The sequence below is a fragment of the Telluria sp. RB2R28 genome (assembly GCF_059685835.1).
The window spans coordinates 88,685-111,542 of sequence record NZ_JCASIK010000001.1; the positions used below are offsets into that span (position 1 = coordinate 88,685).

A 22,858-nucleotide genomic window follows, 5' to 3' on the forward strand; every position below is an offset into this window, starting at 1 on the left:
ACGGGTACTACGCACCAGATGCAGGATTGGATGCAGCAGGATGAAAATAAACTTATCTACCCAGCCCGGCGGGCGCATGCAGCCTGCGTGCATGTGAGAATGCACGCATTTTGATGGCATGGCCGCATGTTACTGTAGAGAAATTATGGTGCAGCTGTCCTGCACCACCAACCTTGTTTTAACGGTGTCGTCATGCGTGTTTCCCTGGGTGAGGTCGTGTCCGTGGCCACCTTTTCGCTGGCCGGGTCGGTCTCGTGCATCAAGGCCTGGTCGGTCTTGTCGGGTACCCGATTTACGCCGGGCTTCTACATTGCCGGCGCGATGTTCAGTCTGCTGATCTGTTCGCTGTTTTTGCTGGCGTTCGCGTCGGTGCGGGCCTGGACCCGGGTGCGCTGAAGCAGCCCTGAGGCGGCCGGGCGGCCGCCAGGATGAAGGAAGACGGCGCTAGACGACGCCGCGGTTCTGCAGGGCGGCGATCTCGCTATCGCTCTTGCCCAGCACATCGCGCAGCACATCCAGCGTGTGCTGGCCCAGCGTGGGCGGCGCCACGCTGCTGGTGGCCGGCGTGGCCGACATGCGGATCGGATTGCGCACCAGCGTGACTTCGCCGGCGCTCGGATGCGGCAGCGCGATCGCCATCGCGCGCGCCTGCACCTGCTCGTTGGCGAAGACCTCGCCGACGTCGTTGATCGGCCCGCATGGCACGCCGTGTTCTTCCAGCAGTGCGATCCATGCGGCGCGCGTTTTTTCGCCAACCATGTCGGCCAGCAGCGGCACGAGCACGTCCCGGTGCTGCACCCGCAGCGGATTGGTAGCGAAGCGCGCATCGAACGCCAGCTCGGGCCGGCCGCCCGCTTCGACGAACTTCTGGTACTGGCCATCGTTGCCGGCGGCGACGATGATGTGGCCATCGAGGCAGGCAAAGGTCTGGTACGGCACGATATTGGCGTGCGCATTGCCCCAGCGTTTCGGGGCCTTGCCACTGTTGAGGTAATTGCTGCCGACATTGGCCAGCATCGCCACCTGCGTGTCGAGCAGCGCCATGTCGATGTGCTGGCCTTCACCCGTGCGGTCGCGGTGCGTGAGTGCCGCCAGCACGGCCACCGTCGCATACATGCCCGTCATCAGGTCAGTCAGCGCGACGCCGGCCTTTTGCGGCCCGCCACCGGGCAGGTCGTCGCGCTCGCCCGTCACCGACATCAGGCCGCCCATGCCCTGGATCAGAAAATCGTAGCCGGCGCGGTGCGCGTACGGCCCGTCCTGGCCGAAGCCCGTGATCGAGCAGTAGACCAGGTCGGGTTTGAGCGCCTTGAGGCTCGCGTAGTCGAGCCCATAGCGCGCCAGGTGTCCGACCTTGAAATTCTCGAGCACCACGTCGCATGACAGTACCAGTTCGCGCAGTAACGCCTGGCCTTCGCTGCTGGCGATATCGACCGTCATCGAGCGCTTGCCACGGTTAGCGGTCAGGTAGTAGGCCGCTTCCTGCGTGTCGCGGCCATCGGCGTCCTTCGCATACGGCGGGCCCCAGGCGCGCGTGTCGTCGCCGCTGCCGGGGCGCTCGATCTTGATTACGTCGGCGCCCAGGTCGGCCAGGTTTTGCGCGCACCACGGACCGGCCAGCACCCGCGACAGGTCGAGCACGCGGATGTGGCCGAGCGCCTTGGGCAGCGATGTGGAAGCGGAAGCGGAAGATGGCGTCATGGTTCAGGCAGGGTAGGCAATCATGAAGCGCCGATTATAACGGGCCGGCCATGGGCTGCGGCGCCAGCTGGGCGGCCGCGGACAGTGCGCGTTCACGGTCGACGATGGCGTCGATCGTGCGTTCTTCGAGCCCCATTGCCCCGAGCACGAAGCTGGATAACTGCAGGCTCGCTTCCAGTGTCTCGGGCACCACGACCGAGGCGCCGGCCAGGCGCAGGTCGCGCGCGTGCTTCTCGTCGCGCGAGCGGGCAAACAAGGCCACGTGCGGGAATTCACGCCGGATGCCGTGCACCGCCTGCAGCGCCGCGAGCGGCTGGTCCATCGTCAGCACGATCGCGGGCGCTTCGTCGGCGTGCACGCGGCGCAGCAGTTCGGGCCGCGCCGCGTTGCCGAACCAGACCGGCCAGCCGTCGGCGCGCAGCTGCGCCACCAGCCGCGCATCGGTCTCGAACGCCACGAATGGAATCTTTTGCGCAGTGAGCAGTTTGCCCAGTTGCTGGCCGACGCGGCCAAAGCCGGCAATGATGACCTGGCCGCGCACCGCACCTAAGGCGGCATGATCGTGCTGCGCGGCGAGCTGGTCCCCGCGCGTTTCCAGCTGGTCGCCGATGGCCCGGCCCAGGCGCGCCAGCATTGGCGTGATGAACAGCGACAGGCCGACCGCCAGCATCACGCGCGCGCCCAGCGCCGGATCGAGCACCCCGCTGGTGGCCGCATAGCCGATGACGATGAAGGCAAACTCGCCGCCCTGGCCCAGCAGCAGGCCGCCTTCGACGGCGCGGCCCCACGGCAGGCCACCGATCCGGAACAGCAGGGCCACGACGAGGCCCTTGATCAGCACCAGCCCGAGGACGAAGGTGGCCAGCCACAACGGTGCGTCGAGGATCTGGCCGGTGTCGATCGTCATCCCGACCGTCATGAAGAACAGCCCCATGAGCAAACCCTTGAACGGCTCGACCATCAGCTCGACCTCGTGCTTGAATTCGGTCTCGGCTAACAGCAGGCCGGCGATCAGGGCGCCCAGCGCCATCGACAGGCCGGCGGCGGCCGACAATGCCGCGATGCCGAAGGTCGCGAGCAGGACCAGCGCCATGAACACGTCGGGCTGGCGCTGGCGGGCAAAGGCGCGAAACAGCGGATGCACGACGCGCCCGCCCACCAGGTAGATGAGGGCAATCGCGCCGGCGGCCTTGGCCAGCGTGATGGCAGCCAGCAGCAGCGCGTCGTTGCCGTCACCGGCGCCCTTGGCCAGCGCGCCGATCAGGATCAGGATCGGCACCACGGCCAGATCCTGCAGCATCAATACGGCGAAGGCGGCCTGGCCCAGGCGCGTGCCGGTGCTGTGCTGCTGGTTCATCAGCTGCATGACGACGGCGGTGGACGAGAGCGAGAGTACGAGGCCGAGGACGACAGCGGCCTGGCCCGGCAAGCCATACAGGTACAGCGCGGCGCCGATCAGCGTGGCGCTGGCCGCGACCTGCGCAGTGCCGGCGCCGAACACCCAGCGCCGCATCGACCACAGGCGCGCGGCCGACAGTTCCAGTCCAATCATGAACATCAGGAACAGCACGCCGATTTCAGCCAGCATCGAGATGCCGGGGCCAGCGGGGAAGGTAAGGAACGCCAGCCATGGCGTGTGGAGGGCCAGCGCGCCCAGGCCGAAGGGGCCGAGCAGGGCGCCGACGGCGAGAAAGCCGAGCACCTGGTTGATGCGCAGGCGCTGCAGGGCAGGGATGAGGATGCCGGCCAGGATCAGGAACAGCAGGATTTCACGCAGAAAGGGGAAGGCGTGGTGGTCGTTCACGGAAGTACCTGTTCGTGGAGGGTTGGCGCAATTGCCAACCCTACCACACCGGCCGGTCAGGTCCCGGAGTGCACTGCCTCGTCCACTTCGGCCTGGCGCTCGCTACCCGCCACGTCCTGGCGTCGTTCGGCCTGCGCTTCGAGTTCGCGCCGTTCGTCGCGGTCGGCGTTGCGCAGGTCGATGTAGCGGCGCAGTGCATCGTCGAGCGTCGGCAGCAGCGCGCCCCGTTCGCTGGCGAGCGCGCAATAGCGTGGCCGCGGCGCCGTGAAGCCGAATTCCTCGGCTGGCAGCGCTTCGAGCCGGTGCGCATCGATGCCGGCCAGTTCGGCCGCACGGCGCGCCAGCTCGGCCCAGGTCAGCTCGCCCTGGTTGGCCAGGTGCCAGATGCCCGCTTCGCCATCGACCGCGAGGTCGAGGCAGGCATGCACCAGGTCGGGCACGAAGGTTGGCGACACCGTCAGGTCGCCGGCCGCGACGAACGGGTCGCCCCGTTCCAGCGCAGCAAGCGCCTGCGTGACGAAGTTGTGTTCGTCCCACGGGCCGAAGAAGGCGCTCGTGCGCACGACCAGCGCGCCCGGGTGGTTCAGCAGGACGACGCGCTCGGCCTCGGCCTTGCTGCGCCCGTACACGCCCAGCGGCGCGACCGGATCGGATTCGACATACGGCCGCTCATTGCTGCCATCGAACACGAGGTCGCTCGAGAACGTGGTCAGGTGGATGCCATGCTGCGCGCAGGCGGCGGCCAGCGTCGCCGCGCCCACGGTGTTTTCGCGCATGCAGCGTTCGAGTTCGCGTTCGGCGTCGTCCACGCGCACGTAGCCGCAGGTATTGATCACGGCCCATGGCTTGTAGCGGGCCAGCGCTTGCTCGACCGATTCCTGGTCGGCGATGTCCATGTCCTGGCGCGACAGCAGGCGGTGCGCCAGGTTGCGTTTTTCGCAGATGCGGGCAAATGCGCGGCCCAGCGTGCCGGTGGCGCCCAGGATCAGGATCGGCGGGGCGCTGGTGCCGACCAGGCGATGGCCGTCGGCGGCGATGGACGTTACCGTGTCGGGCGTGGCGACCGGCTGGCACACGAAACGGCCCGGGCGGCGCCACCAGCCTTGCGCGCGCAGCACCGGATGCGACAGCGGCTCGCCGGCGGCCAGTTCGTTCATCATCGTGGCGAGCGCGGTGCGGCGCGGCAGCGGCGAACGCACGTCGAGCGGGCCCGGTTCGTAATAGCCATGTTCGGCGGTGACGAGGCAATTCCAGTCGAACGAGCCGAGCAGCGCCCAGACCGTCACGGCGCGCACGTCGACACCATTGGCGCGCGACTGCTGCGCCGCTTCCCAGATTTCAAGGAGCCAGCGCATCTGGTCTTCGCGGTTGGCGTCGATGTGCGCCTCTGTGATCGCCAGCGGGATGCCATAGCGGTCCCAGATTTCCTGCAGCAGCGGGGCGATGCCGGGCGTGGGCGTGGCCAGCACGCGCGACGCTTCGACGTCGGCGCACGGGAGGTCGTCGGCCATGCCGCGGTGGTGCGCCGGATAGCGCTCCGGCCGGTGGTCGAGCCAGCGCTCGCTCGTGACGTAGTAATTGCAGCCGATGATGTCGGGCGGGCACCGGTTGTCGCGGAACCAGAGAAGTTCGGCGGCATCGGCGCCATTGCGCAGCAGATAGTTCCACAACGGGTGGTCGGGCACGACCATCCCGCACAGCAGGTCCCAGCCGAGCCAGCGGCGCTCGTTGTAGAACTCGGCGACGTCGCTCAGTTCGGGCGTGCTGTAGGTCTTGCCGAGATCGTCGGTCTGGATCAGCTTGGCATCTGGATTGACGGCGCGGATCGCGCGCATCGACAGCACGGTGGCGCGGCACTGATTCAGCAGCGCCCGGATGAACGTGCGGTCGTCGCGCCCGTGCGGATACCAGACGCCGTACAGGCCGGCAAAGCGCGCCGTCGTGCAGATTTCATTGACGGGGGTGTAGTACTCGAGCCAGGGATAGCGCGCGGCGACGGCGCCGGCGTAGTCTGCCAGTGCCTCTGCAAAGCCGGGGTCGACCAGGCTCGTATGGCGCGGGCCACTGCCGTGATGGACCAGCCCGGCAATCGGCGTGACGCCGGCTTCGCGCAGCGCGTTCAGGCGTTCGTCGGGCCAGTGCCAGTTGGCGTGCTCGAGGCCATCCGGGGCCGTGCGTTCCCACAGGATCGGGTAACGGATGGCGCGGATACCGAGGCCGGCGAAGCGCTCGATGTCGCACGGCCGGTCGGTGTGGCCATTGCGGTCGAGCTGGCTGAAATAGGCGTCCTGCACGCGGTTGACGGTGCATTCGAGGCCGCCCCATAGTTCGAGGGAATGGTCCTGGTGGTTCTGGCTGTTCGTGCTCTTGTTCATGGCGTTTATTCCTTAATATTATTGCAACTAGCTGGTCGACCTGAAGTGCTCTGACTGATCTGTATTGTGTTGGGAGAGCCCTGCTGCCGAGTCACGGACCGGGTGGCGGTTGACAGCGCGGCGGCAACCTGCAACCATGCGGTCCATGATCTTTCCGAAAGCACATCCAATTCTTCTTTCCTGGTGGCGCCGCTGATAGCGCGCGGCCACGGGAAATGATGTGCATTTCATAGCCGCCTCGATTCAGGCGGCGTTCATTGTTGATACGCAGCGATCGGGGCATAGAACCAGGAACCTCGATGACACTGCCTACTTCAACTACTACTTCTACCGATATTGCAACGACCGCCGTAACTACGCCGGCTGCCAACTCGATCATCCTCACCGGTGACCGGCCGACGGGCCCGCTGCACCTGGGCCACTTCGTTGGCAGCCTGCGCGATCGCGTGGCTTACCAGCATCAATACCGTCAGTTCGTCATGCTCGCCGACTCGCAGGCCATGACCGACAATATGGATGACTTGGGTAAGGTACACCGGAATGTGGTGGAAGTGGCGCTCGATTACCTTGCTGTCGGGATCGATCCGGCCAAGACGACCGTGTTCATCCAGTCGCAAATCCCCGAGCTGACCGAGCTGACGTTCTATTACCTGAACCTCGTGACCGTCGCGCGCCTCGAGCGCAACCCGACCGTCAAGGCCGAAATTGTCTTGCGCGGCTTCGAGCGCGACATCCCGGCGGGCTTTTTGACCTACCCGGCCAGCCAGGCCGCCGACATCACTGCTTTCAAGGCAAACATGGTGCCGGTGGGTGAAGACCAGATCCCGATGATCGAGCAGTGCAACGAGATCGTGCGCAAGTTCAACCGCATCGTCGGGCGTGACATCCTGGTGGAAGCCAAGGCCTTCGTGCCTGAAGTGGGGCGCCTGCCGGGCATCGATGGCAAGGCCAAGATGAGCAAGTCGCTGGGCAACACGATCAATCTGGGCGCCAGCCCTGACGAGATCCGCGCCGCCGTCCGGAACGTCTATACCGACCCGCTGCACCTGAAGGTCTCCGACCCGGGCCACGTCGAAGGCAACGTCGCCTTCACGTATCTGGACGCGTTCGATACCGACAAGGACGGCCTGGCCGAGATGAAGGCGCATTACCAGCGCGGCGGCCTGGGCGACAGCATCGTCAAGAAGCGCCTCGAAGGCATCCTGCAGGACATGCTGGCGCCGATCCGCACGCGCCGTGAAGAGTTCGCGAAAGACCCGGCTTACGTCATGCAGATGCTGAAGGAAGGCACGATGAAGGCGCGTGAAGTCGCGGCGGCGACGACCGACGAAGTCAAGAAGGCGCTGGGGCTGTCGTACTTCTGATCTTGCGTCTGACCGGTATCGCGCGGCGATGCCGGCGGTAGCGCAGCGCAAGGCTATCGCAACTGTGAGTAGTAGAAAGCCCCCGGGGGTGGCAAGCTGCGTGCTTGTCCATCACCCGGGAGTGCATCATGAGCAAAGGCTTGCGCCTGACTGAAAAATGGATGCAGCGCGCCCTGTGGCTCGTTGCGTTCGTGTTTGCCGGCTTTTTGATCGGGCTTGGCAGCCTGATCGTGCAGAACGTGCGCGATGTTGAAGAGCCACTGACCCTCGAGCAGTTCATGGACCCGGCCCAATTGGCCAGTGTGCAAGCCGAGCGCGAAGCCGCGCACAAAGCGCAGGAACAGGCCCGGTCGCGCCTGGAGCAGGCGACCCAGAAGCACACGGTGGCCAGCGCGAATACTGCCTCGGCACGCGAGACGTTCGGCAACTGGCTGGCGACGCGGCAGGTGACGGCGCGGCCCGAGCAGGATCCGGAATTAATCAAGCGCACCGAAGCACTCGATGCGCTCGCAAGCGCCGAGCGCACGGCGCTTGCGGCAGTGGAGGCAGAACAGCAGACACTGCTCGACGCAACCCAGGCCGGGGAGCGCGCCGGCACCCGCTGGCGTGCGCTGGAAGAGCCAGCCGCGAAGGCGTTGTTTGAAGCGCAGGCTGCGCGCGATCTTCGCGTGTTTGGCTATCGGCTCGCGCTGACCCTGCCGCTCTTGCTGGTGGCCGGCTGGCTGTTCAAGCACAAGCGCAAGACGCCCGACTGGCCATTTGCCTGGGGCTTCATCCTGTTTGCGTTGTTCACGTTCTTTTTCGAGCTGGTGCCGTATCTGCCGAGCTATGGCGGGTACGTACGCTACATTGTCGGCATCATCCTGACGGTCGTTGCCGGGCGCTATGCGATCCGGTGGTTGCAGGGATATCTGGCGCGCCAGAAGCTGGCTGAAGCATTGCCCGATGCCGAGCGGCGCCAGGGGATGCGCTATGACGTGGCCCAGACCCGGCTGGCGAAAAGCCTGTGTCCCGGGTGCGAGCGGGCGGTCGACCTGAAGGATGGCAAGAACGATTTCTGCCCGCACTGTGGCATCGGCCTGTTCAACCGCTGTACTGCCTGCACGACGCGCAAGAATGCGTTTGCACGGTTCTGCTTCGCGTGCGGCGCGGCGGCCAACACGACACTGGCCGACTGAATGAAAAAAACCGCAGCCGGCGGGGCCGGTTGCGGTTTTATGAAGTGCGCGCTACGTAGGGTGGGCGGGTTTCCGCCCACGCGTTCAACACACCTTCGCATACCAGGGAAGATGTGAGGTACGCGCTACCCGATATCAGTCACGCAGATCAGCTGGCACCTTGCCGCCATTGGCCGCCAGCTTGTTCATGACCTGGCGGTGCAGCCAGATGTTCATCTTGGCCGAATCGTTCATGTCGCCCGTATAGTTCAGCTCAGCGGCGAGTTCCTTGCGCGACTGCAGGCTGCTGTCCAGGCCGAGCAGCTTGAGCAGGTCGACGATCGACGAACGCCAGTTCAGCTGCTGACCCGACGAGGCGAGCATGCCGTTCAGGACTTGCTCGACGTCGACCGGCTGGGCTGGCGCTGCTGCTGGCGCTGGCGCTGGCGCTGCTGCTGGTGCGGCGGCCGTTGGTGCTGCCGGTGCTGCGGTCGGGGCAGCAGGTGCAGCCGTTGGCGTTGCCGCCGGTGCTGCGTCTTTTTTGCCTGGGAAAATTTTATGGAAGATGTTGCTCAGGATACCCACGGGACCCTCCTTTTCTGGTGATTGATTACGGATATTGTTTGCCATGTAGCCCAGTGCGACGGCCAGGGCGGCGCCCCCGGCAGCCTTGATCAGCGTCGGATGCTCGGCGTAGAAGTCGCTCATGCGATCGACGATGCCGGGATTCTGCTGTTGTGCTTTTTCAGCCAGTTCCTGTACTTGCTCAGGCGAGACCTGCGCTGCCTGTTCAGGTGTCACCTGCGTTGGCACATTGTTGCCGAAGATCTTGCTCAGTGCGCCACCGGCGACTGATGACAGCACGCCGCCGCCTGCGCCGCCCAGCAAGCTGTTCAGCATGCCGGCGCGCTGGTTCTGGTCGCTCTGGCCAAACAGCTGGCTGACCATTTGCGGGAACGGTGGGGTCTGGTCGGAGCGCAGTGCGCTCGCGATGCCTTGCGCGACGCTGGCCCGGGGCGCGTTCTGCGCTACCTGGTCGAAGTCGGCGGCAGCATTGCCGTTGGTGCTGGCGGCGCCTGCGCCACCAAGATATTGCTGCAACAAATTACCTAAATCAAAAGCCATGTGTTCTCCTGCTGGGTGAATGCCGGGATGGATGACCAGCGTAGGCGTTTTGATATGGACTGCTCTGTACGATGACGAACCCACGGTGCATCGATCATCAACGATCTGCGCTCTGTGATGCGCGCTCTGCGCTCTGTGATCATTACGTCGGTGTTGCGCAGGAAAGGGTAGCGCTACACCTATTTGCCAGGTGGACACGACAGTACCACGACCGGTAAGCTGTCGGCATGCCCTACGTCCCGCTCGCCGTGTTCCTCCTCCTGTACCTGTTTGCCAGCCTGGCCTGGAACATGTCCCAGGTCGTCGGCGCCGCCTACCTCGTCACCAGCCTGACCTGTTTCGTCGCCTACGCGATGGACAAGTCGGCCGCGCGCGCCAGCACCTGGCGCACACCGGAAGCCACGCTCCTGCTGCTGGGCCTGATCGGTGGCTGGCCCGGCGCCGTACTGGCGCAACAGTGGTTGCGCCACAAGACCAGCAAGCAATCGTTCCAGTGGAAGTTCCAGGCGACGGTGGTGTTGAACCTGGCCGTATTCGCATTCCTTGCTTATCGCTTCGGCCAATCGGCCTTTGCATGATGATGATGAAGAACGATCCCGTGTGGCCATGGCCCCGCATCCTCGCGCACCGTGGCGGCGGCACGCTGGCGCCCGAAAACACGGTGGCCGGCCTGCGCTGCGGCATGGCAGCGGGTTTTCGCGCGATCGAGTTCGACGTCATGCTGGCGCGCGACGGCGTCCCCGTGGTGCTGCACGATCCGGCCCTGGGCCGCACGGTCCGGGGCAGCGGCAGCGTGTTCGAGCACGATGCGCGGGACCTGACCGCGATGGATGCCGGCAGCTGGTTCGGCCCTGGATTCGCGGGCGAGCCGGTGCCACTGTTCGACGCCTTTGCGCGCCTGTGCATGGCCCACGGCATCTGGATGAATATCGAGATCAAGCCGGCGCCCGGCTACGAAGGGGAGACGGGCCACGTCGTGGCGCAGATGACGGCCGCGCTGTTCGCCGACGCGCTCGCGTCCGGCGACCCGGCCGCGTTGCCGTTATTGTCGTCGTTCAGCGACGTCGCGCTGGCGGCGGCGCAGGCGGCGGCCCCGACCCTGCCGCGCGCCTGTCTCATCAGCGCGCTCGGCGCCGATTGGCAGACGCGGGCGCAGGCGCTCGGCGTGCGCGCCATCCATACCAACCACTTGCACCTGAGCCGGCAGCAGGCACGCGCCGTCAAGGACGCCGGCTACGGCCTGTTCTGCTACACCGTCAATGATGCCGGCCGCGCGCGCGAACTGCTGGCCTGGGGCGTGGACGCTTTCTGCACCGACCGCATCGACCTGATCACGCCCGATTTCGCCTGACAGCAAGGTCAGGCACTATATTTACACTGCGACCTCAAGTAACAGGGAAGGGGTGACGTTAAGAAGGGACGATCACCCTGACGGTGTTGCCACCATGGCGCTTTCCATTTCGACGAATACCCTGTCGCTCAGCACGCAGCGCAGCACGCGCACGCATGACACGGAGCAGGCAAAGCTCGTCGAGCGCCTGAGCTCCGGCATGCGCATCAACCGCGCGTCCGACGATGCCGCCGGCCAGGCGATCACGTCGCGCCTGTCGTCGAACCTGCGCGGCGTCAGCCAGGCGATGCGCAGCCTGAGCGACGCGACATCGATGCTGCAAGTGGCCGATGGTGCCATGGCCAGCGTCACCGAGACCCTGCAACGCCTGCGCGAGATGGCGGTGGCGGCCGGCAACGGCAGCTACACGGACGGCGATCGCAGCGCGCTGCAGAAAGAGACGCAGGCACTGCTGCAACACATCACGCAAGTGGGCACCGACACCAGTTTCAACGGGCAAGCGCTGTTTTCGCAGGACACTATCAGCATCGGCGGCGACGAACGGCGGCGCGCCGTGCTCGATGGCTTGCAATCCGGCTGGCTCAGTTCGGCCGAAGACCTGATCAAGCAGCATTACGGACTCATGGGCGATGGGGCCAAACTGACTGTCAACCTCGAGACCACGGACGGCGCCTATAACGTGCTTGCATCGGTGTCCGGCACGTCGTCCGGCGGCAAGCTGAACAATCTGCACCTGAATATCGACATGGCCGACTTCGGCACCGCACCTACCCCCGACGGTGGCAGCGCGCCACTCTACAGTGACCGTATCGTCGCCCATGAAATGGTGCACGCGGTGATGGGCCGCACGATGAATATGGGGTCGCTGCCGCAATGGTTCGTGGAAGGCACGGCTGAACTGATCAACGGCGCCGACGAACGGCTGGCCGGCGCCGGTAGCATCGCGGGCGTCGTCGCCACGATTGCTGGTGGCGGATTTACGTACGAAGGCGGGTATGCGGCCAGCCGCTACCTCCACGACCGCATGAAGGGCCTGGGCGTGGAGGGCGGCATCAAGGGCATCATGCAATACCTGAACAACAACCAGTCCGCCAACCTCGACGCGGCGCTCAATGCCGTGTCGATGGGCGTGTACACCAGCAACGCCGCGTTCCTGGCTGACTTCGGCGCCAATGGCGAACAATTTATCAATACAAAAATGAATCTGACCAATGCCGATACGGGCGCCATCGGCGGCCTGGACGCTGATGGCGGCCCTGTGCGCGATGCCCGCGCCGTCGTGCCCGCCAGCGGGACCAGCAATGCCGCGGACGGCCTGGCCGGTTTCAATGTCGTCTACCCGGACGAGGGCGGCGCCAGCGGTGTGCGACGCGTGCAGGTGCAGGCCGGCGACAGTGCCGGCGACCTGATCGACCTGCAATTCTCGTCGATGAATGCGCGTGCCCTGGGCCTGGCCAATCTCGACATGACACGATCAAACGTGGCGCTGCTGAGCATCGACCGGGCGCTGGAGTTCGTGGGCGAGCAACGCGTACGCACGGGCGCCTCGAGCAACCGGCTGGACCTGGCCGCCGGCGCCCTCGAGACGAGTTCGCAGAACATGCAGGCGGCCCGCTCGCGTATCCAGGATACCGATTACGCGAGCGACACGGCGCGGCTGACCCGCACGCAGATCCTGCAACAGGCGGCGTCGGCGATGCTGGCGCAGGCCAACGGGCAACCACGCTCCATCCTGAGCCTGCTGCGCTGAGAATGGATCGGGGAGCTAGGCTATAATCGTTCCTTTATAGGCACGCTGCCTCACTCCGCCCAACGATCAGACATGAAATCCTCCGACATCCGCGAAAAGTTCCTCAAGTTCTTTGAATCCAAAGGCCATTCCATCGTGCGTTCCAGCCCGCTGGTGCCGGGCAACGATCCGACCATGCTGCTGACCAACAGCGGCATGGTGCAGTTCAAGGATGTCTTCCTGGGCCTGGATTCGCGCCCGTACTCGCGCGCGACGTCCGTGCAGCGCTGCGTGCGCGCCGGCGGCAAGCACAATGACCTGGAAAACGTCGGCTACACAGCGCGTCACCACACGTTCTTCGAGATGCTGGGCAACTTCAGCTTCGGCGACTACTTCAAGCGCGATGCGATCCAGCTGGCCTGGGAACTCCTGACCAAGGTCTACCTGCTGCCAGCCGAAAAGCTGACCATCACCGTGTATTTCGAGGACGACGAAGCGTACGACATCTGGGCCAACGAGATCGGCGTGCCGAAAGAGCGCATCATCCGCATCGGCGACAACAAGGGCGCGCGCTACGCATCCGACAATTTCTGGCAGATGGCAGATACCGGCCCATGCGGTCCGTGCACCGAGATCTTCTATGACCACGGCGCCGACATCTGGGGTGGCCCACCGGGCTCGGCTGAAGAAGATGGCGACCGCTTCATCGAAATCTGGAATCTCGTGTTCATGCAGTTCTACCGCGACGAATCCGGCTCGCTCACCCCGCTGCCGAAGCCGTCGATCGACACCGGCATGGGCATGGAGCGCCTGGCCGCCGTGCTGCAGAACGTGCACAGCAACTATGAAATCGACCTGTTCCAGAACCTGATCAAGGCCGCTGCGCGCGAAACCGCCGCCCCTGACCTCGAGAACAATTCGCTGAAGGTCATCGCTGACCACATCCGCGCTGCGTCGTTCATGATCGTCGACGGCATCATCCCGAGCAGCGAAGGCCACGGCTACGTGCTGCGCCGCATCGTGCGCCGCGCGCTGCGCCACGGCCACAAGCTGGGCCAGACCAAGCCATTCTTCTACAAGCTGGTTGCTGACCTCGACATCGAGATGGGCGAAGCCTACCCCGAACTGCGCACGGCCAAAGAACGCGTGGCGCAAGTGCTCAAGGCCGAAGAAGAACGCTTCGGCGAGACGCTGGAAAACGGCATGAAGATCCTCGAAGCCCAGCTGGCCAAGGATCCGAAAAACCTCGACGGCGGCACCGCATTCACGCTGTACGACACCTACGGCTTCCCGCTCGACCTTACCGCCGACATTTGCCGCGAACGTGGCATCACGCTCGACGAAGCGGGCTTTACCGCCGCCATGGAACAGCAAAAGAAAACGGCGCGCGCCGCCGGCAAGTTCAAGATGGCCGCCAACGTCGAGTACGCTGGCGAAAAGACCAAGTTCGTTGGCTACGATTCGCTGGCCCACAACACGCACGTGCTGGCGCTGTATGCCGACGGCGTGAAGGTCGAGCAACTGACCGCCGGCCAGGCTGGCATCGTCGTGCTCGACACGACGCCGTTCTACGCCGAATCGGGCGGCCAGGTGGGCGACCAGGGTGTGATTGGCGATGGCGCCATCCGCTTCGAAGTCGAAGACACGCTCAAGATCCAAGCCGACGTCTTCGGTCACCACGGCGTGCTGCGCGAAGGCACGCTGAAGGTCGGCGCAACGGTCGACGCACAGGTCGACACGGCCAAGCGCGCGCGCACCATTCGCAACCACTCGGCAACCCACCTGATGCACAAGGCGCTGCGCGAAGTGCTGGGCACGCACGTGGCACAAAAAGGCTCGCTGGTCGATCCTGACAAGACCCGCTTCGACTTCAGCCACCCGCAGGCGCTGACGCTGGACGAGATCACGCAGGTCGAAACCATCGTCAACCGCGAGATCCTCGAGAACCACGCAACCCAATCCCACAATATGTCGTTCGATGATGCAGTCAAGCACGGCGCCATGGCGCTGTTTGGCGAGAAGTACGGCGACACCGTGCGCGTGCTCGACATCGGCACCTCGAAAGAGCTGTGCGGCGGCGTCCACGTGACCCGCACCGGCGACATCGGCCTGTTCAAGATCGTGTCCGAAGGCGGCGTCGCTGCCGGCATCCGCCGCATCGAAGCCGTCACGGGCGAAGGTGCACTGGCCCTGGTGCAATCGATCAACCGCAAGCTGATCGAAGCGGCCGGCGCGCTGAAGACCAATCCTGACGAACTGACGGGCCGCATCGGCCAGGTGCAGGACCAAGTGAAGCTGCTCGAAAAAGAAGTCGCTGCGCTCAAGTCGAAGCTGGCATCGGGGCAGGGCGACGAGCTGATCGCGCAAGCCATCGACGTCAACGGCATCAAGGTGCTGGCAGCGACGATGGAAGGTGCTGACGTGGCCACGCTGCGCGAAGCCATGGACAAGCTCAAGGACAAGCTGGGCACGGCCGCGATCGTGCTGGCAAGCGTCCTCGACGGCAAGGTCAGCCTGATCGCAGGCGTGACCAAGGATGCCACCGGCAAGGTCAAGGCGGGCGAACTGGTCAACTTTGTGGCCCAGCAGGTGGGCGGCAAGGGCGGCGGGCGTCCGGACATGGCGCAGGCCGGCGGTACCGACCCATCGGGCCTGCCGGCAGCGCTGGCCGGCGTCGCGGGCTGGGTGGGCGAGCGCGCGTAAGCACGCTGTCTGCGAGATCAACGCCGCCTTTGGGCGGCGTTTTTTATTTGGGGCAAGCTGAACGCGTGGGAACGACCTTGGTGCTGTTGAGTCCGGGAACCTTGGCAAGCACCTGTGCAATGAAGTCAACGAAGACCGCTGCACGCCGGGGCAGGCGCCGTTCTGCGGAATACAGCACGTTGACGGGCACAGGCGGCGCCCCATGCCCGGTCAGCAACGCTACCAGTTCGCCGCTCTGCAATTCCCTGGTCACCATCCAGGAAGGCAGGTAAGCGATCCCCAGGTCGTTCAGGACGGCGCGCCGAATGCCGTCCAGGCTATTGAGTCGCACGCGCCCACTGACCTTACGATCGCCATCCCTGAACGGCCAGCTGTCATTGCCGGCCGCCAGCAAGGTATACATGATGCAATCGTGCGCAGCCAGGTCGCCGGGTTCCAGCGGCGTACCACGTTGTTTCAGATACGTCCTGCTTGCCACGCAGATGCGCGCGGATTGACCGACGCACCGGGCACGCAGGGTGCTGTCACGTAATTTGCCACCCCGGATGGCGATATCGATGCCTTCGGCCACCAGGTCGATGTAGGCGTCACCAAGCCGACATTCCACATCGACATGGGGATAGCGCTGCAGGAAATCCGGCAGGGCGGGTATCAGGAGTTCAGTGCCGATACTCTCCGGACACGCAATGCGCAGCAGTCCATGCGGATCTTGTTCGCCATGCACCTGTGCTTCGGCTTCGCCGATGATATCGAGTGCCTGGCGCGCTTGCGCGTAGTAGCGCTGGCCCTCGGCCGTGGCAACCATCTGCCGCGTCGAGCGATGCAATAGCCGCGTGCCGAGCGACTTCTCCAGCGCCGCCACATGCCGGCTGACGTTCGGTTGCCCGATCCCGAGCTCGCGCGCAACGGCTGAAAAACTACCGGTTTCGACAGCGCGCACGAAGCAACGCATCCACAACAATTTATTCATTCGTGTCCGCGTGAATTCGTTTTATGCAACCAAAGCATAAATGATATGGCCGCAGCATGGGTTCTCGTGCAGGCCGCCAGCCGTCAGACTGCATCGATCGAACCCATGCGCGCACGCTCGTGCCCTGGTTTTTACCATTACAGGAACCAATATGAACACCTCTACGACTGAACGCTTTGTCAGCCTGGTCGGCACCTATGAAATCGATCCGCTGGACGCTGCAGCATTTGCACGCATTGCGACGGCCTCGGTTGACCAGATCGCTGGCAAACCAGGCTGCCTGTATTACCTCGCCTCGCAAGACCTGACGCAGGCCAACGTGTTTCATCTGGCCGAAGGGTGGGCCACGCAAGAAGCGCTCGATGCTCACCTGGGCAGTCCTGATTTTCTGACCATGCTGGAGCAAGCACGCACACTGCGCATCGTGCGCCGTGAAATTTATGTGTCGGAGTCGGCAGGGCGAACGTTGTTGGGTTGATCGGCGCAATTGAAGCGCATCGTCAGCTGTCGGACCTGTATTGACCCGCACATCGACGCTTTAATCGAAACAACGCCCATTTTATTGCGCCGCATTGTCTGACCGTCTATTGCACGCGCCGGTTTGGATCGCATCTTGTTCGCATGGTGCACCACCATAGTGCTTTTTCGTGAGCATCCAGTACAGACTCGGTAGCAGTTCGTCAAGCTTTTAACACTGGGTTGCAGGCTCGCAACAATCTATGACTATTTTGGTGCGCTGCGTCATACTGTGGGAATTGGAGTAGTATTCGAGTTCCAGCACCCTCCTTACTGATCAGGAATGCGATGAGCGACATCATTTTCGACACTGACACCGACACCATGGAATTCCAGAGAGATCTGGATGCGCGGGGGCTCAATTGCCCACTGCCCATCCTCAAAGCGAAGAAGGCGCTCGCCGAAATGGAGAGTGGCCAGGTGTTGCGTATCGTGGCCACCGACACCGGCTCCGTGCGCGACTTCCAGGCGTTTGCCAAGCAGACCGGCAATGCACTGCTGGCCCACACCTTCGAACACGGCGAATTCACGTTTCTGATGCGCCGCAAGTAATTCAAGCCGCCGTGTCGCGCCTGTCGACACGGCGCGCATATTTGCCGTGCCGGGGTCTTTGCCCCGTTTGTTTTCCCCGAATTCATGACAGACCGAGTACTTTAGGTGTTTTCCTCTACTAAAAAATCGCACGCTCGTGCTTTAATTTGGCCCGTTGCCCCGATTTCTCATATAATCTGAGCCACTTTAGTCTGTCTCCATCTCATTTTAAAAGGCACCCTATGAAAGTCCTGGTACCCGTCAAACGCGTGGTCGACTACAACGTCAAGGTTCGCGTCAAGTCCGACAACAGTGGTGTGGATATCGCCAACGTCAAGATGTCGATGAATCCGTTCGACGAAATCGCGCTGGAAGAGGCGACCCGCCTGAAAGAAGGCGGCAAGGTTACTGAAGTGGTGGCAGTGTCGATCGGCGTGCCGCAGTGCCAGGAAACCCTGCGCACCGGCCTGGCCATCGGCGCCGACCGCGCCATCCTGGTCGAGACCGCAGGCGACACCGAGCCGCTGGGCGTGGCCAAGATCATGAAAGCGCTGGCTGATAAAGAGCAGCCACAGCTGATCATCCTGGGCAAGCAGGCAATTGACGACGACTCGAACCAGACCGGCCAGATGCTCGCCGCACTGCTCGGCTGGCCACAAGCGACGTTCGCGTCGAAAGTGGTGCTCGAGGACGGCAAGGTCACCGTGACGCGTGAAGTCGACGGCGGCCTGGAAACCGTGGCGCTCAAGCTGCCTGCAGTCATCACCACCGACCTGCGCCTGAACGAGCCACGCTACGTGACGCTGCCGAACATCATGAAGGCCAAGAAAAAACCGCTCGAGACGATCAAGCCGGAAGACCTGGGCGTGGACGTGGCGCCGCGCCTGAAGACCCTGAAAGTCGTCGAGCCAGCCAAGCGCTCGGCTGGCGTGAAGGTTCCGGACGTGGGCACCCTGGTGCAGAAACTGCGCACTGAAGCCAAAGTCATCTGAGCCGTTTGTCGTTACTTACAAGATAGGAATCAACATGGTCGCATTAGTCATTGCTGAACACGACAACGGCTCCCTGAAGGGCGCTACCCACCACACCGTCACCGCAGCTGTCCAGTGCGGCGGCGATGTGCACATCCTGGTCGCCGGTTCGGGTTGCGGCGCTGCCGCTGAAGCCGCCGCGCAGATCGCGGGCGTCTCGAAAGTGCTGGTCGCCGACGCGCCGCACTTCGCCGACGGCCTGGCCGAGAACGTGGCCGAGCAGATCCTGGCGATCGCCGGCAGCTACTCGCACATCCTCGCGCCCGCCACCGCCTACGGCAAGAACATCCTGCCGCGCGTGGCCGCCAAGCTCGACGTCGCGCAGATCTCCGAGATCACCAAGGTCGATTCGCCCGACACGTTCGAGCGCCCGATCTACGCCGGTAACGCGATTGCCACCGTGCAGTCGAGCGACAGCGTGAAAGTCATCACCGTGCGCGGCACGGCGTTCGACTCCGCCGCCGCTGGTGGCGCGGCCGCCATCGAGACCATCGCTGCCGTGACCGATGCAGGCACGTCGAGCTTCGTGGGCCGCGAGCTGGCCAAGTCGGACCGTCCGGAACTGACCGCCGCCAAGGTGATCGTTTCGGGTGGCCGTGGCATCGGCTCGGCCGACAACTTCAAGATCCTCGAGCCGCTGGCCGACAAGCTGGGCGCGGCCATGGGTGCGTCGCGCGCCGCCGTCGACGCCGGCTTCGTGCCGAACGACTGGCAAGTTGGCCAGACGGGCAAGATCGTCGCGCCAACGCTGTACATCGCTGTCGGTATCTCCGGCGCGATCCAGCACCTGGCCGGCATGAAGGACTCGAAGGTCATCGTCGCCATCAACAAGGACCCGGAAGCGCCGATCTTCTCGGTCGCCGACTACGGCCTGGTGGGCGACCTGTTCGAGGCAGTGCCGGAACTGGTCAAGGAACTGGGCTGATCGCCAGGCGCGGCGTCGTTGTACGCCGCGCCGACAGCCGCCAATGACGCCGTTCCCGCCTCTGCAGGAACGGCGTTTTTTTTGCATAAGAATTTATTCAGGAGACAATGGTGAGCTACAACGCCCCGCTGAAAGACATGCAGTTCGTGCTGACCGAACTGGCCAACCTGGCCGAGATCAATGCGCTGCCCGGCTGTGAAGATGCGACGCCCGACACCGTGGAAGCGGTCCTGGAAGAAAACGCGAAATTCTGCCGCGACGTGATCGCGCCGCTCAACCGCGTGGGCGACAAGGACCCGAGCTACTGGAAAGACGGCGCCGTCACCACGACCAAGGGTTTCCGTGAGGCGTTCAAGGCATACGCCGAGGCCGGCTGGCAGGGCGTGCAGCACCCGCAGGACTTCGGCGGGCAGGGCTTGCCCAAGCTCGTGGCCACGCCCTGCATGGAGATGCTGCACGGCGCCAACCTGTCGTTCGCGCTGGTGGCACTGTTGTCCGACGGCGCCATCGAGGCCTTGCTCACCGCCGGCTCGGACGCGCAAAAAGCGCGCTTCCTCGAGCCGCTGGTGTCGGGCCGGTGGACCGGCACCATGAACCTGACCGAGCCGCAGGCCGGCTCCGACCTGGCCGCTGTGCGCACCCGCGCCGAGCCGCAGGGCGACGGCACCTATAAACTGTTCGGCACCAAGATCTACATCACGTATGGCGATCACGACATGACCGAGAACATCGTGCACCTGGTGCTGGCGCGCACGCCTGACGCGCCGCCGGGTGTGAAGGGGATCTCGCTGTTCATCGTGCCCAAGTTCATGATCAATGACGATGGTTCGCTGGGTGAACGCAACGACGTCGCCTGCGTCTCGATCGAACACAAGCTGGGCATCAAGGCGAGCCCGACCGCCGTGCTGCAGTTCGGCGACAACGGCGGGGCCGTCGGCACGCTCGTCGGCGAAGAGAACCGCGGCTTGGAATACATGTTCATCATGATGAATGCAGCGCGCTTCGGCGTGGGCATCCAGGGCGTCGGCCTGGCCGAGCATGCGTACCAGGGCGCCGTGGCCTTCGCCAAGGACCGCGTCCAGTCGCGCGATGTGGCGGGCTCGAGCGGTCCGGTGACGATCATCCACCACCCGGACGTGCGCCGCATGCTGATGTCGATGCGTTCGCAGACGGAAGCCGCGCGCGCGCTGGCGTATGTCGGCGCGGCGCTGTCCGACCTGGCCCATCACCATCCCGATGAGGCTACGCGCACGGCGAATCTGGCCATCTATGAATACCTGGTCCCGGTCATCAAGGGCTGGTCGACCGAGATGAGCGAGCAGGTCGCGCGCGACGGCGTGCAGGTGCATGGCGGCATGGGCTTCATCGAAGAAACGGGCGCGGCGCAGCACTACCGCGATGCCAAGATCCTGACCATCTATGAAGGCACGACGGCGATCCAGGCCAATGACCTGGTGGGCCGCAAGACGGTACGCGATGGCGGCGCGGTGGCCAAGGCGCTGATCGTGCAGATCCGCGATGTCGAGCGTCAGCTGGGCGAGGCGCAGAACGCCGATTTCACGGCCATCGCGCAGCGCCTGCAAGAAGGCAGCGCGGCGCTCGAGCAAGTGGTCGAGTACGTGGTGGCCAATATCAAGACGGACGTGAAGGCGGTGTTTGCCGGCAGCGTGACGTACCTGAAGCTGGTCGGCATCGTGCTGGGCGGCTGGCAGATGGCGCGCGCGGCGCTGGCCGCGCAGAAGCGGCTTGACGCAGGCGAGGGCGATGCCGCCTTCTACCGCGCCAAGATCGGCACGGCCCGCTTCTTTGCCGACCACATCCTGTCGCAGGCACCGGGGCTGCGCACGTCGATCGTGGATGGCGCAGCGGGCGTGCTGGCGCTGGAGATCGAGCAGTTCTAAGCAGGCATGCAGGCCGGCACGCTTCGTAGGCGGTGCCGGTCACGTCGTGGCGTGGCGTGGCAGGGTTCGTTGAACCCGTCCACCCTACCGTGGGCATGTAGGGTGGACGGCTCTGCCGTGCACGCGTTCAACAAACCGTTGCCCACCGCGATCGTACGCAACCCGCGTTCTTCACCCGTACGCGCCGCCCGTGTACACCACATCCGACAGCCGTGCGATCGTCCCGATCAGTACGGTCGTCGCCACCAGCATCGTCACCACCAGCAGCAACACCAGCACCCAGTTCGAGTGCGTCTGCTGCCCGCTGTGCGCGTTGTATTGGGCATCCCACTTCTCATCCGGCGTCAGGCCGATCACCAGCGCCTCGACAAAGCCGGCGATGTACGACACCAGCAGCGGCAGCACGATATAGAACGGATGCGGTTTGACCGCACCGTACAGGATGCCCGTGACTGGCAGGCAGCACAGGTGCAGCAGGCCGATCCGGTCCGCGCCGGGCTTCAGGTAAAAGCGGTGGATACCAAAACCACCCAGCAGCAGGGCGAGCAGGGTGGCGACAGTCTTGTTCTTGTGCGCAGCAGCCATGGATGTTGTCAATCGTTCAGGAAAGCCAAAGTATCGTCCAGATTGGCGCGAATGGCACGCTTTCGGCGATTGACAGCGTATTCCAGGCCAATCGAGCAGATGGCTGGTAGCGGTATGGCGCGAAATCGGTGATAATGGTTGATTCTCCTGGGACTGCGCGCCCTGTATCATTAACGCTTGCTGCTGTTCGGTGTCGCGCGCTATAATCGTCGACTTTCTCCGTCCAGAACAACTTTTTCGGAAATATTATGGTCGTTATTCGTTTGGCTCGTGGTGGCGCAAAAAAGCGTCCGTTCTTCAACATCGTTGCAACTGATTCGCGCAATCGTCGCGATGGTCGTTTCATCGAGCGTATCGGTTTCTACAACCCGATGGCATCGGGCGCTGAAGTCAGCCTGCGTATCGCTGCTGACCGTCTGTCGCACTGGCAAGGCGTTGGCGCACAACTGTCGCCAACCGTCGCTCGCCTGGTCGCCCAGCAAAAGCCAGCTGCTTAATTTCATTAAGCAAGGTACGCAGGTTTGAACGATTCAGCAGCGAGCAACGCAGGTACGGGAACTTCGGTTCCCGCCGATCTGGCCGAAGTGGGGTACGTGTCCGGTGCTTATGGCATCAATGGTGGCATTCGTGTCACGCCGCACTCCGCTGACGCCGATGCGCTGCTGAACGTGAAAACCTGGTGGGTCAGCAAGCCGACTCTGCACGCCGTTACGGTGCGCAGTGCAAAACTGCATGGCGGCGATGTCGTCGCCACGCTGGTCGGCCTGCAGGGCCGCGATGCTGCCGAAGCGCTCAAGGGCGCCACGGTACAGATCGCACGCAGCGCGTTTCCCGCGCTCGAAGAAGATGAGTATTACTGGTCCGATCTGATCGGGCTTGACGTGGTCAACCTGCAGGGCGAAGCCCTGGGCAAGGTGGCCGACATGATGAGCAATGGCGCGCAATCGATTTTGCGCATCGTGCCGGTGCCCGATCCGTCGTCAGACGAGAAGGCCCCCGAGCGCCTCGTGCCGTTCGTCGACCAGTTCGTCAAGACTGTCAGCCTCGACCAAAAACTGATTACCCTGGACTGGGGTCTCGATTTTTGAAC

Annotated in this window: 20 protein-coding genes; 14 read left to right on the top strand and 6 right to left on the bottom strand. The window is 64.0% G+C overall.

Features of this window, described 5'->3' with window-relative positions; all coding sequences use genetic code 11:
* Positions 1–192: 192 nt before the first annotated feature.
* Complete coding sequence (locus AC56LV_RS00375) at positions 193–396, top strand: hypothetical protein (protein ID WP_499555148.1); 204 nt, start codon at positions 193–195, stop codon at positions 394–396.
* A gap of 48 nt (positions 397–444) precedes the next feature.
* On the opposite strand, the gene AC56LV_RS00380 is transcribed toward AC56LV_RS00375, so the two are convergent.
* From AC56LV_RS00380 to AC56LV_RS00390, 3 genes are read right to left on the bottom strand one after another with little or no spacing between them, the layout of a single operon-like run.
* Positions 445–1,701 (bottom strand): CaiB/BaiF CoA transferase family protein, encoded by a 1,257-nt coding sequence (locus AC56LV_RS00380; RefSeq protein WP_499555150.1) that lies wholly within the window; start codon positions 1,699–1,701, stop codon positions 445–447.
* A 34-nt stretch (positions 1,702–1,735) separates the two neighbouring features.
* Positions 1,736–3,505 (bottom strand): cation:proton antiporter domain-containing protein, encoded by a 1,770-nt coding sequence (locus AC56LV_RS00385; protein WP_499555152.1) that lies wholly within the window; start codon positions 3,503–3,505, stop codon positions 1,736–1,738.
* A gap of 56 nt (positions 3,506–3,561) precedes the next feature.
* Positions 3,562–5,880 (bottom strand): family 1 glycosylhydrolase, encoded by a 2,319-nt coding sequence (locus tag AC56LV_RS00390; protein WP_499555154.1) that lies wholly within the window; start codon positions 5,878–5,880, stop codon positions 3,562–3,564.
* A gap of 299 nt (positions 5,881–6,179) precedes the next feature.
* Between AC56LV_RS00390 and trpS the strand changes: the two genes are divergently transcribed.
* Positions 6,180–7,244, top strand: coding sequence for a tryptophan--tRNA ligase (gene trpS / locus AC56LV_RS00395; protein WP_499555156.1), 1,065 nt, complete (start codon positions 6,180–6,182; stop codon positions 7,242–7,244).
* A 128-nt stretch (positions 7,245–7,372) separates the two neighbouring features.
* Positions 7,373–8,422 carry a serine endopeptidase gene (locus AC56LV_RS00400; protein ID WP_499555158.1) on the top strand — a complete coding sequence of 350 codons (1,050 nt, stop codon included), beginning with the start codon at positions 7,373–7,375 and terminating at the stop codon, positions 8,420–8,422.
* A 135-nt stretch (positions 8,423–8,557) separates the two neighbouring features.
* Here the strand turns inward: AC56LV_RS00400 and AC56LV_RS00405 are convergent, their stop codons facing one another.
* On the bottom strand, positions 8,558–8,986 hold the full coding sequence (locus AC56LV_RS00405; protein ID WP_499556759.1) for a DUF3597 domain-containing protein: 429 nt from the start codon (positions 8,984–8,986) through the stop codon (positions 8,558–8,560).
* 767 nt (positions 8,987–9,753) lie between these two features.
* On the opposite strand from AC56LV_RS00405, the gene AC56LV_RS00410 reads away from it, so the two are divergent.
* The 4 genes from AC56LV_RS00410 (at position 9,754) to alaS (ending at position 15,309) form a co-directional block, all read left to right on the top strand.
* Complete coding sequence (locus AC56LV_RS00410) at positions 9,754–10,104, top strand: DUF1294 domain-containing protein (RefSeq protein WP_499555160.1); 351 nt, start codon at positions 9,754–9,756, stop codon at positions 10,102–10,104.
* A gap of 20 nt (positions 10,105–10,124) precedes the next feature.
* Entirely contained in the window at positions 10,125–10,877 is a 753-nt protein-coding gene (ugpQ, locus tag AC56LV_RS00415) for a glycerophosphodiester phosphodiesterase (protein WP_499556760.1), read from the top strand.
* Between the two features lie 94 nt (positions 10,878–10,971).
* On the top strand, positions 10,972–12,627 hold the full coding sequence (locus tag AC56LV_RS00420) for a flagellinolysin (RefSeq protein ID WP_499555162.1): 1,656 nt from the start codon (positions 10,972–10,974) through the stop codon (positions 12,625–12,627).
* Between the two features lie 72 nt (positions 12,628–12,699).
* A complete protein-coding gene (gene alaS, locus AC56LV_RS00425; RefSeq protein ID WP_499555164.1) occupies positions 12,700–15,309 on the top strand; it encodes an alanine--tRNA ligase in 2,610 nt (869 codons plus the stop codon).
* 43 nt (positions 15,310–15,352) lie between these two features.
* Here alaS and AC56LV_RS00430 read toward each other — a convergent pair whose 3' ends face one another.
* Positions 15,353–16,279 (bottom strand): LysR family transcriptional regulator, encoded by a 927-nt coding sequence (locus tag AC56LV_RS00430; protein WP_499555166.1) that lies wholly within the window; start codon positions 16,277–16,279, stop codon positions 15,353–15,355.
* A gap of 151 nt (positions 16,280–16,430) precedes the next feature.
* On the opposite strand from AC56LV_RS00430, the gene AC56LV_RS00435 reads away from it, so the two are divergent.
* The 5 genes from AC56LV_RS00435 to AC56LV_RS00455 all read left to right on the top strand — a co-directional run bounded on the left by AC56LV_RS00435 (position 16,431) and on the right by AC56LV_RS00455 (position 21,183).
* Positions 16,431–16,757 (top strand): putative quinol monooxygenase, encoded by a 327-nt coding sequence (locus AC56LV_RS00435; protein ID WP_499555168.1) that lies wholly within the window; start codon positions 16,431–16,433, stop codon positions 16,755–16,757.
* 362 nt (positions 16,758–17,119) lie between these two features.
* Positions 17,120–17,347 carry a sulfurtransferase TusA family protein gene (locus AC56LV_RS00440; protein WP_183553472.1) on the top strand — a complete coding sequence of 76 codons (228 nt, stop codon included), beginning with the start codon at positions 17,120–17,122 and terminating at the stop codon, positions 17,345–17,347.
* A 221-nt stretch (positions 17,348–17,568) separates the two neighbouring features.
* Complete coding sequence (locus AC56LV_RS00445; RefSeq protein WP_183549925.1) at positions 17,569–18,318, top strand: electron transfer flavoprotein subunit beta/FixA family protein; 750 nt, start codon at positions 17,569–17,571, stop codon at positions 18,316–18,318.
* 34 nt (positions 18,319–18,352) lie between these two features.
* Complete coding sequence (locus tag AC56LV_RS00450) at positions 18,353–19,282, top strand: electron transfer flavoprotein subunit alpha/FixB family protein (RefSeq protein ID WP_499555170.1); 930 nt, start codon at positions 18,353–18,355, stop codon at positions 19,280–19,282.
* A 110-nt stretch (positions 19,283–19,392) separates the two neighbouring features.
* Positions 19,393–21,183: an acyl-CoA dehydrogenase gene (locus AC56LV_RS00455; protein WP_499555172.1), complete on the top strand. Its 1,791-nt coding sequence runs from the start codon at positions 19,393–19,395 to the stop codon at positions 21,181–21,183.
* Between the two features lie 171 nt (positions 21,184–21,354).
* On the opposite strand, the gene AC56LV_RS00460 is transcribed toward AC56LV_RS00455, so the two are convergent.
* Positions 21,355–21,768 carry an NINE protein gene (locus tag AC56LV_RS00460; protein ID WP_258836219.1) on the bottom strand — a complete coding sequence of 138 codons (414 nt, stop codon included), beginning with the start codon at positions 21,766–21,768 and terminating at the stop codon, positions 21,355–21,357.
* A 248-nt stretch (positions 21,769–22,016) separates the two neighbouring features.
* On the opposite strand from AC56LV_RS00460, the gene rpsP reads away from it, so the two are divergent.
* Together rpsP and rimM are read left to right on the top strand one after the other, a co-directional pair.
* Positions 22,017–22,265, top strand: coding sequence for a 30S ribosomal protein S16 (rpsP, locus tag AC56LV_RS00465; RefSeq protein WP_183549939.1), 249 nt, complete (start codon positions 22,017–22,019; stop codon positions 22,263–22,265).
* Positions 22,266–22,289: 24 nt separating this feature from the next.
* On the top strand, positions 22,290–22,856 hold the full coding sequence (rimM, locus tag AC56LV_RS00470) for a ribosome maturation factor RimM (protein WP_499452780.1): 567 nt from the start codon (positions 22,290–22,292) through the stop codon (positions 22,854–22,856).
* The last annotated feature ends 2 nt before the right edge of the window (positions 22,857–22,858 follow it).

Excerpts from the sequence above, each read along its gene's own strand:
- AC56LV_RS00375 (WP_499555148.1), top strand. The coding sequence starts at position 193 with ATGCGTGTTTCCCTGGGTGAGGTCGTGTCCGTGGCCACCTTTTCGCTG.
- AC56LV_RS00380 (WP_499555150.1), bottom strand. The coding sequence starts at position 1,701 with ATGACGCCATCTTCCGCTTCCGCTTCCACATCGCTGCCCAAGGCGCTC.
- AC56LV_RS00390 (WP_499555154.1), bottom strand. The coding sequence starts at position 5,880 with ATGAACAAGAGCACGAACAGCCAGAACCACCAGGACCATTCCCTCGAA.
- trpS (WP_499555156.1), top strand. The coding sequence starts at position 6,180 with ATGACACTGCCTACTTCAACTACTACTTCTACCGATATTGCAACGACC.
- AC56LV_RS00400 (WP_499555158.1), top strand. The coding sequence starts at position 7,373 with ATGAGCAAAGGCTTGCGCCTGACTGAAAAATGGATGCAGCGCGCCCTG.
- AC56LV_RS00410 (WP_499555160.1), top strand. The coding sequence starts at position 9,754 with ATGCCCTACGTCCCGCTCGCCGTGTTCCTCCTCCTGTACCTGTTTGCC.
- AC56LV_RS00420 (WP_499555162.1), top strand. The coding sequence starts at position 10,972 with ATGGCGCTTTCCATTTCGACGAATACCCTGTCGCTCAGCACGCAGCGC.
- alaS (WP_499555164.1), top strand. The coding sequence starts at position 12,700 with ATGAAATCCTCCGACATCCGCGAAAAGTTCCTCAAGTTCTTTGAATCC.
- AC56LV_RS00430 (WP_499555166.1), bottom strand. The coding sequence starts at position 16,279 with ATGAATAAATTGTTGTGGATGCGTTGCTTCGTGCGCGCTGTCGAAACC.
- AC56LV_RS00435 (WP_499555168.1), top strand. The coding sequence starts at position 16,431 with ATGAACACCTCTACGACTGAACGCTTTGTCAGCCTGGTCGGCACCTAT.
- AC56LV_RS00440 (WP_183553472.1), top strand. The coding sequence starts at position 17,120 with ATGGAATTCCAGAGAGATCTGGATGCGCGGGGGCTCAATTGCCCACTG.
- AC56LV_RS00445 (WP_183549925.1), top strand. The coding sequence starts at position 17,569 with ATGAAAGTCCTGGTACCCGTCAAACGCGTGGTCGACTACAACGTCAAG.
- AC56LV_RS00450 (WP_499555170.1), top strand. The coding sequence starts at position 18,353 with ATGGTCGCATTAGTCATTGCTGAACACGACAACGGCTCCCTGAAGGGC.
- AC56LV_RS00460 (WP_258836219.1), bottom strand. The coding sequence starts at position 21,768 with ATGGCTGCTGCGCACAAGAACAAGACTGTCGCCACCCTGCTCGCCCTG.
- rpsP (WP_183549939.1), top strand. The coding sequence starts at position 22,017 with ATGGTCGTTATTCGTTTGGCTCGTGGTGGCGCAAAAAAGCGTCCGTTC.